Source organism: Streptomyces graminofaciens (genome assembly GCF_030294945.1).
Taxonomy (GTDB): Bacteria; Actinomycetota; Actinomycetes; order Streptomycetales; family Streptomycetaceae; genus Streptomyces; species Streptomyces graminofaciens.
Map to the genome: position 1 here is coordinate 592397 of NZ_AP018448.1, position 17082 is coordinate 609478.

Consider the following 17082-nt stretch of genomic DNA (forward strand, 5'->3'; position numbering starts at 1 on the left):
GCCACTTCAGGTTGTTGAGGAGCTCTTTTTCGTTGGCCATGGGACGAGTCACCCGATTCCCTCTGCGTTGCCGGGCATGCCGAATTCGTTTCTGATGAGCGCGAGCATTTCTTCCGCGTTCGCCGTTTCGAGGTCCTCGGCGGGTGCGGGCTCGCCCTCGCCGGAGAGGCCCGCCGCCATCTGGCGCAGCCGTCGCGCGATCTGTTCCATGGCTCCCGTGCCGCCGCCGTCCGTGGCGAGTTCGGCGAGGAGGTTCTCCAGTCTGTCGAGGTCCGTGTGCACGGTGTCCGGTGTGGCCTTGGGGAGCAGGAGCTGCTGGAGATGGCGGGCCAGGGCGGTGGCGGTGGGCTGGTCGAAGACGAGGGTGGGGGGCAGGCGGAGTCCGGTGGCGGTGTTGAGGCGGTTGCGGAGTTCGATCGCGGTCAGGGAGTCGATGCCGAGTTCCTTGAAGGCGCGGTCGACGTCGAGGGTTGCGGGGTCCGTGTGGCCCAGGACCACCGAGAGATGAGTGCGGACGATGTCCAACAGCAGGCCGTGCCGGTCGGCGTCCGGGAGAGCAGTCAGGCGCGCGGCGAGTGTGTCGTCCCCTGTGGGCTTGGCGACGGCGGGGGTACGGGACGCCTGGGGGCGGCCGGTACCGGACAGAGCCAGGGCTCGGAGGATGGGGGGTACGTCGTCCGAGGCACGGATCGCCGACAGATCGAGGCGAGCCGGGGCTGCCAGAGGGATGGGTAGGGCCAGGGCGGTGTCGAGGAGGTTCAGGCCCTGTTCCGAGGACAGGGGCAGGACTCCGCCCCTCGCCATTCGGGCCAGGTCGCTCCCGCCGAGGTGTCCCGTCATACCGCTGGCCTGCTCCCAGAAACCCCAGGCCAGGGAGATGGCAGGGAGGCCTTGGGCGTGGCGGTGGGCGGCGAGCGCGTCGAGAGCGGTGTTCGCGGCCGCGTAGTTCGCCTGGCCCGCGGCTCCCGTGACACCGGCGAGGGAGGAGAACAGGACGAAGGCCGACAGGTCCATCTCCCGGGTCAGCTCGTGCAGATGCCAGGCCGCGTCCACCTTCGGCCGGAATACCGAGTCGACATGCTCCGGCGTCAGCGAGCCGAGCACTCCGTCGTCCACCACACCCGCCGCATGGATCACGGCGGTGAGGGGACGGTCCGCGGGAATGCCCTCCAACAGCACCGCCGCCTGCTGACGGTCGCCCATGTCGCACGCCGACACAGTCACCCGAGCACCCAGCGCTTCGAGTTCCGCGACCAGTTCGACGGCACCCGGAGCCTCCATGCCCCGCCGGCTGGTCAGCAGCACGTGCTCGGCACCGGCCGCCGCCATACGCCGCGCGACCAAACCGCCGATCTCTCCGGTTCCGCCGGTGATCAGTGTGGTTCCTTGAGGACTCGGCGGGACGGGAATGGTCAGGACGTTCTTGCCGATGTGCCGGGCCTGGCTCATGAACCGGAAGGCCTCGGCGGCATGACGGATGTCCCAGGCACGAATCGGCGGCAAGCGCAGAACCCCCCGCTCGAACAGTGCCATGACCTCGCGCAGAATCTCCCCGATCCGTTCGTATCCGGCATCCATCAAGTCGAATGCCCGGTAGGTCACTTCGGGGCGAAGGACAGTGATCTGCTCGGGCGTGCGGATGTCGGTCTTGCCCATTTCCAGGAAACGGCCGCCCGGTGACAACAGTCTCAGGGAAGCATCGGTGAATTCACCGGCCAGGCTGTTCAGGACCAGGTCTACACCCTCGTTGTCGGTGGTCGTCATGAATTCGGGTTCGAATTCCAGCGTGCGGGAGGAGGCGATATGACCGGCGCTCAGTCCGAGAGTGGTGAGTGCCTCCCATTTCTGGGGGCTCGCCGTCCCGAAGACCTCCGCGCCCAGGTGGCGGGCCAGTTGCACGGCCGCCATGCCGACGCCGCCTGCGGCAGCGTGGACCAGGACGCGTTCGCCGGGCTTGACCCCTGCCAGGTCCACGAGACCGTAGTACGCCGTCGCGAACACGACCGGAACCGACGCCGCCTCCGCGAACGACCAGCCGGACGGGACGCGGACCAGGAGCCGGTGATCGGCCACCGTCGTGGAACCGAACGCCTGCCCAAGGATGCCCATCACTCGGTCGCCAGGAGCGAGGTCAGGTACGTCCTCCCCGATTTCCAGGACCACGCCCGCGCCCTCGCCGCCCATGCCGGCCTCGCCGAGGCCCGCGACTCCCAGGGCGACCAGTACGTCACGGAAGTTGAGGCCCGCCGCGCGGACGGCGACCCGGACCTCGCCGGGGCGCAGCGGTCGTACGGGTTGTGCCTGCGGGGCACAACGCAGACCCGCCACGGAGCCTGAGCCGTCGCTCGTCAGACGCAGTTCGGAACCTGGCGGTATCTGTGGGGCAGCGGAGCGGGTCAGGCGGGGGGCCAGGACGCGGTTGTCGCGTAGGGCCAGTTCCGGTTCGGTGGTGAGGTGGCCAGCCAGCGTGGTCCACGTCTCGTCGTCGGGGGCGGTGGCGTCCGGGTCCAGGTCCACCAGTGCGAAACGGCCCGGGTGCTCGACCGCGGCGGAGCGCACCAAGCCCCAGACTCCGGCCTGTTCCAGGCTGGGAACCGGATCCCCTGGCCCTTCGGCCACGGCGCCTCGCGTGACGAGGACCAAACGGGTCGCGTCGCGGTCGGCGGCGGTCGTCCAAGCCTGGATCCAGTCGAGTACCTGGGTGGTCACCGAGCGGGTGTCCGGGCCGGAGGGGCACAGGGCGAACACCACATCCGTGGTTGTCGGGGTGGTCATGGGGGTGGTTGTGGGGGTGGCCGTGAGGTTTTCTGCCAGAGCCCAGCTCGGGAACGAGGGGCTCGTGACGGTCGGCGGCGTGGACCACTCCACGGTGAACAGGTCGTGCGCCGTGGCGGGTGTGAATCCCGAGGACAGGACGGAGTCGGGGACCGGGCGCATGGTTACGGCGTCGGCCGAAGCGACGGGGGTGCCGTCGGGGTCGGTGGTCCGGATCACCACTCCGCCTTCGGCGGCCCGGCGCAGATGTACGTGGAGCCTGGTGGCACCGAGAGCCCGTAGCGTGACTCCGGTCCAGGCGAACGGGAGCTTCGGCGTATCGAATGCGGTGTCGGGGTCGGCATCGGGGCCGGTCTCGGGCAGGAACCCGGTTGCCTGGAGGGCTGCGTCGAGCAGTGCGGGGTGCAGACCGTACTCGGCTGCCTCGGGCACGGTGTGCTCGGGGAGAGCCACCTCCGCGAAGACCTCGTCGCCGCGTCGCCAGGCCGCTTGTATGCCCTGGAAGGCCGGGCCGTAGGCGTAGCCGCGGGCTGCGAAGTCCTCGTACATGTCCGTGACAGGGACGGGGATCGCGTTCTCCGGTGGCCAGGGTGTGAGGGGGTGGGTCGTGTCGGGTGCGGTGGGGGTTGGGGTCAGGGTGCCGCTTGCGTGGCGGGTCCATCCGTGAGCCGGGCCGCCGTCAGCCGCGGCCGACTCGGGGCGAGCATGGACGGCGACCGTACGACGGCCGTCCTCGTCCGGGCCGCCCACCTGGACCTGGACCTGTGTTCCGCCCGCCGACGACAGCACCAGCGGCGTGTGCAGGGCGAGTTCCTCGACCTCGCCGCAGTCCACCTCGTCGCCCGCCCGGACCACCAGTTCCACGAAGGCGGTCCCGGGCAGGATCGTCGTACCCGCGATCGTGTGGTCTGCCAGCCAGGGCTGATCCGTGAGCGACAGACGGCCCGTCAGCGTCACTCCGCCCGACTCCGGATCGGTGACCACCGCGCCGAGCAACGGGTGATTCGGCGATGACAAGCCTGCCCCGGATACGTCGCGGCTGGTGGGGAGGTCCAGCCAGTAGCGGTCGTGTTGGAAGCTGTAGGTCGGCAGGTCCACCCGCAGCGCTCCCGTGTTCGTGAAGAACTCGGCCCAATCCACGCCGATGCCCTGTACATGGGCCTGGGCGAGGGAGGTGGTGAACCGGCCGAGGCCGCCTTCGTCTCGGCGGAGGGTACCCAGGACGACGCCCCTGTCATCGAGGGCCTCCTCGAGTGTGTCCTGGACCGGGGGGACAAGGACCGGGTGAGGACTGACCTCGATGAACGCGTCGAAGCCGTCCTCTGCCAGCCCCCGTACCGTCTCCTCCAGTTCCACCGTCTGACGCAGATTGCGGTACCAGTACCCGGCATCCAGACCACCGGTCTCCAGCAGACCAGCGGTCACCGTCGAGTAGAAGGGAACCTCCGCCTTCCTCATCACCACCGGCGCCAACGCGTCCAGCAACTCGGCCTGTATGTCCTCGACATGAGCCGAGTGCGAGGCATAGTCCACCGCGACCCTGCGCGCGTCGATGCCATCGGCCTCACACCGGGCCAGCAACTCCTCCAGCGCCGCCACATCACCGGACACCGTCACCGAACGAGGCCCGTTCACCGCAGCGACACCGACAGCCCCGGACCACGGCACCAGCAACAGCCGTACCGCATCCACCGGCAGCGGCACCGACACCATCCCGCCCCGACCCGACAACACATTCAGCAGACGGCTGCGCTCAGCCACCACCCGGGCACCGTCCTCCAGCGACAACACCCCAGCCACCACAGCCGCCGCGATCTCACCCTGAGAATGCCCCACCACAGCTGCCGGCTCGACACCCAACGACCGCCACAACCGGCCCAGACCCACCATCACAGCCCACAACACCGGCTGCACCACATCAACCCGCTCAAGCCCCGGCGAGCCGTCCACCCCACGCAGAACATCGACCAGCGACCAGCCCGTCAACGGCGCCAGCACCTCATCGCACGCGACGATCTGGTCCCGGAAGGTCTCGGATTCCTCCAGCAGACCCGCAGCCATCCCCACCCACTGCGACCCCTGCCCCGGGAACACGAACACAGCACGGCGAACACCACCGCTGTGGCCTCGTACGACACCTGCCGTCTCCCGACCCTCGGCCAGAGCACGGACCCCCGCCAACAATGACTCCCGGTCACTTCCGAGAACCACAGCCCGGTGATCCAGCAGCGAACGCGAAGTCGCCAGGGAGTAGCCCACATCCACAACAGCGGCTTCCTCATGCGCCACCAGCCGCTGGGCCTGGCCCCGCAACGCCGCCTCACTCCGAGCCGAGACCACCCACGGCACAACGCCCAGTACCGAGTCACCGACAACCACCGGCTCCTCGACCAGCGGCGCCTCCTCCAAGATCACATGCGCATTCGTCCCGCTGATCCCGAACGACGACACCCCCGCCCGCCGAGGCCGCTCGACCTCCGGCCACGACCGCCGCTCCCGCACCAACTCCACGGCCCCCGCCGACCAGTCCACCTCCCACGTCGGCTCATCCACATGAAGCGTCGCGGGAACCACACCCTGCCGCAGCGACAGCACCATCTTGATCACACCCGCCACACCCGCAGCCGCCTGCGCATGACCGACGTTCGACTTCACCGACCCCAGCAACAACGGCCGCTCCCGACCCTCCCCGTAAGCCGCGATCAACGCCTCCGCCTCGATCGGATCCCCCAGACGGGTTCCGGTGCCGTGCGCCTCCACGACGTCGACATCCCCGGGCTGGAGCCCTGCGCCGGCCAGGGCCTGCCGGATCACCCGCTGCTGCGCCGGACCGTTCGGCGCCGTCAGACCATTCGACGCACCGTCCTGATTGACCGCACTGCCCCGCACCACCGCCAACACCCGATGCCCACGACGCCGCGCATCCGACAGACGCTCCACCACCAGGACTCCGACGCCCTCGGCCAGGCCGAATCCGTCGGCCCCGGCGCCGAACGCCTTGCAGCGGCCGTCCGCCGCCAGCCCCCGCAGACGGCTGAACTCCACGAACCCGGCCGAGGTGGACATCACCATCACACCGCCGGCCAACGCGAGCGAGCAGTCACCACCGCGCAGGGCCTGGACGGCGAGGTGCAGGGCGACCAGCGACGACGAGCACGCCGTGTCGATGCTGACCGCAGGGCCTTGCAGGCCAAGGGCGTACGCGACACGGCCCGAGACGACGCTCGCGGCGCTGCCGGTGGCGCGGTAACCGCCGACCTCGGCACCCTCGTCCCAGACCCGGACGCCATAGCCGCCGTCACCGACGCCGGCGAAGACGCCCGTCCCGCTCTCGCGGAGCGAGGCGGGGTCGATACCGGCCCGCTCCAACGCCTCCCACGACGTCTCCAGCAGCAGACGCTGCTGCGGATCCATCGCCAGCGCCTCGCGAGGCGAGATCCCGAAAAAGCCGGCATCGAATCCCGCTATGTCCTCGATGAAGCCGCCTTGGGCCGAGTACGTCGTCCCGGCCCGGTCCGGATCGGGGTCGTACAGTCCCGCCACGTCCCAGCCGCGGTCGGTGGGCAGTCCGGAGATCGCGTCCCCGTCGGCGAGCAGAAGCTCCCAGAACTCCTCGGGCGAAGACGCCCCGCCCGGGAAGCGGCACGCCATGCCCACGATCGCGATCGGATCGTCGTCGTTCATGGGCCTGGCTGCCACGCCGTTGTACTGCGTTTCCACCGTGCTCTCGCTGCCCGCCAGTTCGGTCCGCAGGTAGGCGGTCAGCGCGGAGAGGCTGGGGTGGTCGAAGACGAGGGTGGCGGGCAGACGCAGCCCGGTGGCCGTGTTCAGGCGATTGCGAAGTTCGACGGCGGTGAGTGAGTCGACTCCCAGGTCCTTGAAGGCGCGGCCCGCGTCGAGGGTGGTGCTCCGGGTGTGGCCCAGCACCGCCGCCAGGTGGGTACGGACGAGATCCAGCAGAAGCTCGTACTGGTCCGCCTCCGAAAGGCCGGTCAGCCGGGTGGCCAGCCCCTGATCGCCCTGAGCCGCCCCCGCACCCGCAGCGGTGGCGCGGGACAGCGGACGCCTGACGCCACCACCCGCCAGCCCCCTCAGCACCAGCGGTATGTCATCGGCTGCGCGCATGGATGCCAGGTCCAGGCGTGCCGGTACGACCAAGGCCTCGCCCATCCCCACAGCAGCGTCCAGCAACGCCAGGCCTTGTTCCGACGACAGGGGCAACGCGCCCACCCTGGAGGTACGGGAGAGACCCGCCTCGCCCAGGTGTCGGATCATGCCGCTGCTCTGTTCCCACAGGCCCCAGGCCAGGGAGACGGCAGGGAGGCCTTGGGCGCGGCGGTGTGCGGCGAGCGCGTCGAGGGCGGTGTTCGCGGCGGCGTAGTTCGCCTGACCGGCCGCTCCTGTGACACCCGACAGGGAGGAGAAGAGGACGAAGGCCGACAGGTCCATGTCCCGGGTCAGCTCGTGCAGATGCCAGGCCGCGTCCGCCTTCGCCCCGAACACCGCGTCCAGTTGACCGGAAGTCAGAGAGGTCACGACGCCTCCGTCCACCGCACCGGCCGTGTGGATCACAGCCGCGAGGGGGAGGTCGGCCGGGATGCGGTTCAGGAGATCCGCCACCGCTTCTCGATCGCTCAGGTCGCAGGCGACCGCAGCCGCCTGTGCACCCAACTGTTCCAGTTCTACGACGAGTTCGGCTGCCCCAGGTGCGTCCGGCCCCCGTCGACCGGCCAGCAGCACGTGCCCCGCGCCGGTCGCGGCGACATGCCGGGCCACGAGAGAGCCCAGGCCGCCCGTCCCGCCGGTGATCAGGACCGTACGCCCGGCCAGATCCCCGAGCCCCCGCGCCTCGGGAACAGCGGCGGCACGGGCCAAGCGGGGGGTGAGGAGGCGACCTTCGCGGAGCGCCATCTCCGGTTCGGTGCCCAGGTGAGCCGCCAGCGTCGTCCACGTCTCGTCATCGGAGGGAAGATCGGCGTCCAGGTCGACCAACGCGAAACGGCCCGGATGTTCTCGCGCGGCGGAGCGCACCAGACCCCACACGCCTGCCTGTTCCATACGGGTTGGGGCGTCGTCCGCGCCTGTCGGCACTGCGCCCTGCGTGACGAGAGCCAGCCGAGCCGACTCCCTCGTCGGATCGTCCAGCCAATCCTGAATCCACGCGAGCACCGTCGCCGTCACCGACCGTGCGTCCGGCCCCGCCGGGCACAGCGCGAAGACCACGTCCGTCGCCGCGGGCACGGCCTCGGTCGGGTTCGCCAGCGTCCAGCTCTGCGGCTGGGCAGTCTGGTCCGGCAGCAGCGCAGACCACTCCACGGTGAACAGGCGGTCCCGCACCGCGTGGTCCGCGACAGCGAGGGTCTCGTCCGACACCGGGCGCATCGCCAAGGAGTCGATGGAGGCCACCGGGGCGCCGGTGGGGTCGGACGCGTGGACGGTCAGCGTGTCCTCACCCGTCCGGCGCAACCGTACGCGGAGCACGGAAGCACCTGCGGCTCGCAAGGTCACCCCGCTCAGGGCGAACGGCATCTTCGCCGACTCGGGCTCCCGGTCCGTCTCCTCACTCTGCTCGGACAAGAACGTGGCCGCCTGGAGGGCCGCGTCCAGCAGGGCCGGATGCAGGCCGTACTCGGCCGCCTCCGATGCGGCGCCCTCGGGCAGGGCCACTTCGGCGAAGACCTCGTCGCCGCGTCGCCACGCCGCTCGCAGGCCCTGGAACACCGGGCCGTACGCGTAGCCCCGGCCGGTGAAGTCGTCGTACACCTCGGAGACCGACGGCAACGAGACCGCGTCTCGCGGTGGCCACTGAGTGAGCGCCTCCACGTCCTCCGGAGCGGAGGCAGTCGCGGCCAACGTGCCGCTTGCGTGACGGGTCCAGCCATGAGCCGGTTGCCCGTCGACGTCGGCCGACTCGGCACGGGCGTACACGCCCACCAGCCGCCGACCGGACTCATCGGACGCACCCACCCGCACCTGAACCTGCGCCCCGCCCGAAGACGGCAACACCAACGGCGCATGCAAGGTCAGCTCCTCGACCTCACCGCACTCCACCACCTCATCGCCCGCCCTCACCACCAGCTCCACGAACGCGGCGGCAGGCAGGATCGTCGTACCGGCGATCGCGTGATCCGCCAGCCACGGCTGCTCGGCCAGGGACAGGCGACCCGTCAGCGTCACCCCGCCCGACTCCGGATCCGTCACCACCGCCCCGAGCAACGGGTGATCAGTTCCGGACAGGCCGACACCGGATATGTCGCGGCTGGTGGAGATGTCCAGCCAGTAGCGCTTGTGCTGGAAGCTGTAGGTCGGCAGGTCCACCTGCTGTGCGCCCGTGTTCGTGAAGAACTCGGCCCAATCCACGCCGATGCCCTGTACGTGGGCCTGGGCGAGGGAGGTGGTGAACCGGCCGAGGCCGCCTTCGTCTCGGCGGAGGGTGCCCAGGACGACGCCCGTGTCTTCGAGGGCCTCGTCGAGTGTGTCCTGGACCGGGGGGACGAGGACCGGGTGAGGGCTGACCTCGATGAACGCGTCGAAGCCGTCCTCTGCCAGCCCCCGTACCGTCTCCTCCAGTTCCACCGTCTGACGCAGATTGCGGTACCAGTACCCGGCATCCAGACCACCGGTCTCCAGCAGACCAGCGGTCACCGTCGAGTAGAAAGGAACCTCCGCCTTCCTCATCACCACCGGCGCCAACGCGTCCAGCAACTCGGCCTGGATGTCCTCGACATGAGCCGAGTGCGAGGCATAGTCCACCGCAACCCTGCGCGCGTCGATGCCATCGGCCTCACACCGGGCCAGCAACTCCTCCAGCGCCGCCACATCACCGGACACCGTCACCGAACGAGGCCCGTTCACCGCAGCGACACCGACAGCCCCGGACCACGGCACCAGCAACAGCCGTACCGCATCCACCGGCAGCGGCACCGACACCATCCCGCCCCGACCCGACAACACATTCAGCAGACGGCTGCGCTCAGCCACCACCCGGGCACCGTCCTCCAGCGACAACACCCCAGCCACCACAGCCGCCGCGATCTCACCCTGAGAATGCCCCACCACAGCTGCCGGCTCGACACCCAACGACCGCCACAACCGGCCCAGACCCACCATCACAGCCCACAACACCGGCTGCACCACATCAACCCGCTCAAGCCCCGGCGAGCCATCCACCCCACGCAGAACATCCAGCAGCGACCAACCCGTCAACGGCGCCAGCACCTCATCGCACGCGACGATCTGATCCCGGAAGGTCTCGGACTCCTCCAGCAGACCCGCAGCCATCCCCACCCACTGCGACCCCTGCCCCGGAAACACGAACACCGCGCGCCTGACACCGGCGCCCTGGCCCCGCACAACATGGGAAGCCTCCCGACCTTCCGCAAGAGCACGAACCCCCGCCAGCAACTCCTCCCGGTCAGCACCCAGAACCACAGCCCGTTCACCGAACACGGAACGCGAGACCGCCAGCGAATACCCCACATCCACCGGACGCCCATCCGAAAGCCCCGCCAACCGCCGAGCCTGCCCTCGCAACGCGGCCTCGCTCCGAGCCGAGACCACCCACGGCACAACGCCCAGTACCGATTCACCGACACCCACCGGCTCCTCGACCAGCGGCGCCTCCTCCAAGATCACATGCGCATTCGTGCCGCTGATGCCGAACGACGACACCCCCGCCCGCCTCGGCCGCTCGACCTCCGGCCACGACCGCCGCTCCCGCACCAACTCCACGGCCCCCGCCGACCAGTCCACCTCCCACGTCGGCTCATCCACATGAAGCGTCGCGGGAACCACACCCTGCCGCAGCGACAGCACCATCTTGATCACACCCGCCACACCCGCAGCCGCCTGCGCATGACCGACGTTCGACTTCACCGACCCCAGCAACAACGGCCGCTCCCGACCCTCCCCGTAAGCCGCGATCAACGCCTCCGCCTCGATCGGGTCACCGAGCCGCGTTCCCGTCCCGTGCGCCTCCACCACATCCACATCACCGGGCCGCAGGCCGGCGGCGGCCAGGGCCTGCCGGATCACCCGCTGCTGCGCCGGACCGTTCGGCGCCGTCAGACCATTCGACGCACCGTCCTGGTTCACCGCACTGCCCCGCACCACCGCCAACACCCGATGCCCACGACGCCGCGCATCCGACAGACGCTCCACCACAAGCACGCCCACACCCTCGGCCCACCCGGTGCCATCGGCGGACGCGGCGAACGGCTTGCAGCGGCCGTCCGCCGCCAGCCCCCGCAGACGGCTGAACTCCACGAAGACGGCCGGAGTGGACATCACCATCACGCCGCCCACCAGGGCCATGGAGCACTCGCCCTGGCGCAGGGACTGGGTCGCGAGGTGGAGGGCGACCAGCGACGACGAGCACGCCGTGTCCACGCTCATGGCCGGGCCCTGCAGGCCCAGGGCGTACGCGACACGGCCCGAGGCCACGCTCGCGGCGCTGCCGGTGGCGCGGTAGCCGCCGACCGCGGCCTCGTCGTCCCACAGGCGGGCTCCGTAGCCGCTGTCGCTCAGGCCCGCGAACACACCTGTCCGGCTCTCCCGCAGTGAGTCGGGGTCGATGCCGGCCCGCTCCAACGCCTCCCACGACGTCTCCAGCAGCAGACGCTGCTGCGGGTCCATCGCCAGCGCCTCGCGAGGCGAGATCCCGAAGAAGTCGGCGTCGAAGCGCGTGGCGTCGTCGATGAAACCGCCCTCGACCGAGTACGTCTTGCCCAGTTGGTCCGGGTCGGGGTCGTACAGCCCTTCCACGTCCCAGCCACGGTCCGTGGGCAGCCCGGAGATCGCGTCCCCGCCCGCCGCCAACAGCTCCCAGAACTCGTCGGGCGAAGACACCCCGCCCGGGAAACGGCACGCCATCCCCACGATCACGACCGGGTCCGAGTCGGCGCCGGTGTCAGCATCGGCATCGGCGATGTCATGGGCGGCGGTACTCCGTACGCCCAGCAGCTCCGTCCGAAGGAAGGCTGCCAGCGAACCGGCGGAAGGGTGGTCGAAGACGAGGGTGGCGGGCAGACGCAGCCCGGTGGCCGTGTTCAGGCGATTGCGAAGTTCGACGGCGGTGAGTGAGTCGACTCCCAGGTCCTTGAAGGCGCGGCCCGCGTCGAGGGTGGTGCTCCGGGTGTGGCCCAGCACCGCCGCCAGGTGGGTACGGACGAGGTCCAGCAGGAGTTCGTACTGGTCCGCTTCCGAGAGGCTGGTCAGCCGGGTGGCCAGCCCCTGATCGCCCGGAGCCGCACCCGCGGCGGTGGCGGTTGCGCGGGACAGCGGACGCCTGACGCCACCACCCGCCAGGCCCCGCAGAACCGGCGGCACCTCGCCGTCGGCGGCTCGTGCCGCCGCCGCGTCCAGGCGTGCGGGTACGACCAAGGCCTCAGCCATCCCCACAGCGGCGTCCAGCAACGCCAGACCCTGTTCCGACGACAGCGGCCGTACGCCCGCCCGCGTCATCCGGGCGAAGTCCGTCTGTGCGAGGTGGCCGGTCATGCCGCTGGTCCGCTCCCACAGGCCCCAGGCCAAGGAGACGGCCGGGAGTCCCTGGGCGCGGCGGTGGGCGGCGAGAGCGTCCAGCGTCGCGTTAGCGGCCGCGTAGTTCGCCTGCCCCGCCGCTCCCATCACACCGGAGAGGGAGGAGAAGAGGACGAAGGCCGACAGGTCCATGTCCCTGGTCAGCTCATGCAGATGCCAGGCCGCGTCCGCCTTCGCCCCGAACACCGCGTCCAGTTGACCGGAAGTCAGGGACGTCACCACTCCGTCGTCCACCACACCCGCCGTGTGGATCACGGCCGTCAGCGGAAACTCTGCCGGGACGCTCGCCAGCAACTCCGCCACGGCGTCCCGCTCACCCACATCGCAGGCCACGACGCTCACCCGGGCACCCAACTGAGCGAGTTCCAGGGTGAGTTCGGCGACGCCCGGCGCGTCCGGACCCCGTCGGCCGGCAAGCAGTACGTGCCCCGCGCCCGCCGCCACCACATGCCGGGCCACCAAGGAGCCCAGGCCGCCCGTCCCACCGGTGATCAGGACCGTACGCCCGGCCAGATCCCCCAGGCCCCGCCCCTCGGAAACGGCGACGGCACGCGTCAGGCGCGGAACCAGCGCCCGGCCGTCGCGAAGCGCCAACTCCGACTCAGAGGCGACGCGAGCCGCCAGCGTCGTCCACGTCTCGTCATCGGCGGGAAGATCGGTGTCCAGGTCGACCAGCGCGAAACGGCCCGGATGTTCGCGCGCGGCGGAGCGCACCAGACCCCACACACCCGCCTGTTCCAAGCAAGTCGGAGCATCGTCGCTGTCTGTCGCCACCGCACCACGCGTGACGAACACCAGGCGCGCCGATTCCCGCACCGGGTCGTCCAGCCACGCCTGAATCCACGCCAGCGCCGTCGCCGTCACCGTTCGTGCGTCCGGCCCCGCCGGACACCGGACGAAGGCCACGTCCGTTTCGGTGTCCTCGCCGGAGGCCGGGTCCGCGAGCACGGTCCACTGTTTCTCCGGCACGCCGCCGTCGGCCGATACCGGCGACCACTCCACGGTGAACAGGCAGTCCCTCATCCCTTGCCCTGCCGCGAGCTGCTCGACCGGTACGGGGCGTGTCACCAGGGCGTCGATCGAGGCCACCGGGGCGCCGGTGGGGTCGTACACCTGGACGGTCACCGTGTCCTCGCCCGTCCGGCGCACCCGTACGCGGAGCGCGGAGGCGCCCGCCGTCCGCAGGGTCACTCCGCTGAGGGTGAAGGGCAGGGCCGGGGTCGCCGTGCGGAACGCGTCGTCGGGGAGGAACGTCATGGACTGGAGTGCCGCGTCCAGCAGGGCCGGATGCAGGCCGTACTCGGCCGCCTCCGATGCGGCGCCCTCGGGCAGGGCCACTTCGGCGAAGACCTCGTCGCCGCGTCGCCACGCCGCTCGCAGGCCCTGGAACACCGGGCCGTACGCGTAGCCCCGGCCGGTGAAGTCGTCGTACACCTCGGAGACCGACGGCAACGAGACCGCGTCTCGCGGTGGCCACTGAGTGAGCGCCTCCACGTCCTCGGGAGCGGAGGCAGTCGCGGCCAACGTGCCGCTTGCGTGACGGGTCCAGCCGTCAGCAGCAGCCGACTCGGCACGGGCGTACACGCCTACCAGCCGCCGACCGGACTCATCGGACGCACCGACCCGCACCTGAACCTGCGCCCCGCCCGAAGACGGCAACACCAACGGCGCATGCAAGGTCAGCTCCTCGACCTCACCGCACTCCACCTCATCGCCCGCCCTCACCACCAGCTCCACGAACGCGGCGGCAGGCAGGATCGTCGTACCGGCGATCGCGTGATCCGCCAGCCACGGCTGCTCGGCCAGGGACAGGCGACCCGTCAGCGTCACCCCGCCCGACTCCGGATCCGTGACCACCGCCCCGAGCAGCGGATGTTCCGCCCCGAGGAGTCCCGCGCGGGTCACGTCCCGGGGGTGGGACGCCTCCAGCCAGTAGCGCTCGCGCTGGAAGCTGTAGGTCGGCAGGTCCACGCGTCGTGCGCCCGAAGCCGAGAACAGCGCCGCCCAGTTCATCGTCGTGCCCCGGACGAACAGTTCGGCGAGCGCGGTCAGCGCGGCGGTTGGTTCGGGGTGGCCGGGCCGCATGAGGGACACCGCCAGTGGGGCCTTCCTGGCGTCGCCCGTCGCGCCCGCCGCCGCGTCGGTCGGGTCCGGCAGGCAGTCCTGGGTCATCGCCATGGCCGTGGTGTCGGGGCCGATGCCGACGAAACGTGTCACGCCGTCGGCGGCAAGTCGGCGGATCGCCTCCTGGAAGCGGACCCGGTCGCGTACCTGGCGGGTCCAGTGGTCGGGTGAGCGGAGGTCGGCCGGGGAGACGCGTTCGCCGGTGGCGGTGGAGGTGAGCGGGGTGTGCGGTTCGTGGTACTTGACGCTTTCCAGGACCTGGCGGAACGGTTCGAGGATCGGGTCCATGTGCGCGGAGTGGAAGGCGTGGCCGACCCGGAGTCTCTTGGTCTTCCAGCCCTGCCGCGCGCACAGGTCCGCCGTCTCGGTCACGGCCGTCGCGTCGCCGGAGACGACCACGGACGTGGGGCCGTTGACCGCCGCGATCTCGGCGCGGTCCGGGAGCAGGGGTGCGATCTCGTGTTCGGGGGCGGCCACCGAGAGCATCGCGCCGCCCTCCGGCAGTTCGCTCATGAGCAGGCCGCGGGCCGCGACCACCCGGCAGGCGTCGGTCAGCGACCACAGGCCCGCGACATGGGCGGCGGCGATCTCCCCGATGGAGTGGCCGACCACCGCGTCGGGGCGGATCCCCCAGTGCTCCAGCAGCCGTGCGAGCGCGACCTCCACGGCGAAGAGCGCGGGCTGGGTCCACTCGGTCCGGTCGAGCAGCTCCGGCTCGTCGAAGATCACCGGCAACAGCGGGCCGGGCAGCAGGCCCTCGAAGGCCGCGCACACCTCCCGCAGCGCGTCCGCGAACACGGGGTATGTCTCGGCCAGTTCGCGGCCCATGCCGACGCGCTGGGTGCCCTGGCCGGCGAAGACGAACGCGGTCGGTTCCTCGAGCACCGCGCCCGAGGTACCCGCCGTTGAGTTCCCTGTGCCGGACGTGCCACGGATCACCGAGGGGTTGTCCCGGCCCTCGGCCAGGTCGCGCGCCCCGGCCAGCAGCGTCTCCCGGTCCGTGCCGAGGACCACCGCCCGGTGGCCGAAGACCGAGCGGGAGGCCGCCAGGGAGTAGCCGGTGTCGGCCGCGTTCTCCACCGGATGGGCGGCCAGTCGTCCGGCCTGGCCCCGCAGCGCGGTCTCGCTCTGCGCCGAGATCACCCACGGCACCACACCGGGATCCGCGACGCCACCGGCCACGACGGGGCCCCCGGCCGACGACGGCGTCGCCGCCGGCGCCGGCGCCTCTTCGAGGATCACATGCGCGTTCGTGCCGCTGATACCGAACGACGACACGCCCGCCCGCCTCGGCCGTTCGCCGCGCGCCCACGCGTGCTCCTCCCGCATCACCTCCACGGCGCCCGCAGACCAGTCGACCTCGGCCGTCGGCTCGGCCACGTGCAGGGTCGGCGGGACGACGCCGTGCTCCAGGGAGAGCACCATCTTCATCACGCCGGCGACGCCCGCGACGGCCTGGGTGTGCCCGAGGTTCGACTTCACCGAGCCGAGCAGCAGCGGCCGTTCGCGGTCCTGGCCGTACGTCTCGATCAGGGCCTCCGCCTCGATCGGGTCACCGAGCCTCGTCCCCGTCCCGTGCGCCTCCACGACGTCGACGTCGGCGGGGCGGAGGCGGGCGGCGGCCAGGGCCTGCCGGATCACGCGCTGCTGCGCCGGGCCGTTGGGCGCCGTCAGCCCGTTCGACGCACCGTCCTGGTTCACCGCACTGCCCCGCACCACCGCCAGCACCCGATGCCCGCTACGCAGCGCATCCGACAGACGCTCCACCACCAGGACCCCGACGCCCTCGGAGAACGCGGTGCCGTCCGCCCCGTCCGCGAACGCCTTGCACAGGCCGTCGGGGGCCAGACCGCGCTGGCGGCTGAACTCGATGAACACGTTCGGCGTCGACATGACGACGACCCCGCCCGCGAGTGCCATCGAGCACTCTCCCTGGCGCAGGGACTGGCTGGCGAGGTGCAGGGCTACCAGGGAGGAGGAGCAGGCGGTGTCGACGGTGACGGCGGGGCCCTCCAGGCCGAGCGCGTACGAGACGCGCCCGGAGGCCACGCTCGCCGTGCTGCCGGTCATCAGGTAGCCCTCCAGGTCCGCCGGGGCTTCGGCGACGCGGGAGAGGTAGTCCTGGTAGGAGGCGCCGAGGAACACTCCGGTGTCGCTGCCGCGCGACTCGGCGGTGACGCCCGCCCGTTCGAGTGCCTCCCACGCGGTCTCCAGGACCAGCCGGTGCTGGGGGTCCATGGCGACGGCCATGCGCGGGGCGATCCCGAAGAACTCGGCGTCGAAGTAGGCGGCGTCGTGGAGGAAGCCGCCGGTGCGGACGTACGACTTGCCGGGCGCGGCGGGGTCCGGGTCGTACAGGGCGTCGGCGTCCCAGCCGCGGTCGGCGGGGAAGTCGGAGAGCACTCCGGCGCCGGAGGTGAGGTGCCGCCACAGGTCCTCGGGGGTGGTGATGCCGCCGGGGAAGCGGCACGCCATGCCGACGATCGCGATCGGTTCGGGAGTGCCGCTCTCCGCCTCGGCGAGTCGCCGGCGCGTCTCCTGGAGGTCGGCCGTGACCCGCTTCAGATAGTCGCGGAGCTTGTCCTCGTTGCCCATCTCGACACCACGCATTCAGAGTTCAGGATCCGATCCGGTCGGGCTTCC

The 17082-nt window shown here is 71.0% G+C and carries 1 protein-coding gene; it reads right to left on the reverse strand.

What is annotated here, in order from left to right; all coding sequences use genetic code 11:
- Window positions 1-48: 48 nt before the first annotated feature.
- Window positions 49-17034, reverse strand: coding sequence for an SDR family NAD(P)-dependent oxidoreductase (locus SGFS_RS02650; RefSeq protein ID WP_434028176.1), 16986 nt, complete (start codon window positions 17032-17034; stop codon window positions 49-51).
- Window positions 17035-17082: the final 48 nt, after the last annotated feature.

What these genes read in the sequence shown, in the direction of transcription:
- SGFS_RS02650 (WP_434028176.1), bottom strand. Translation starts at nt 17,034, where the DNA reads ATGGGCAACGAGGACAAGCTCCGCGACTATCTGAAGCGGGTCACGGCC.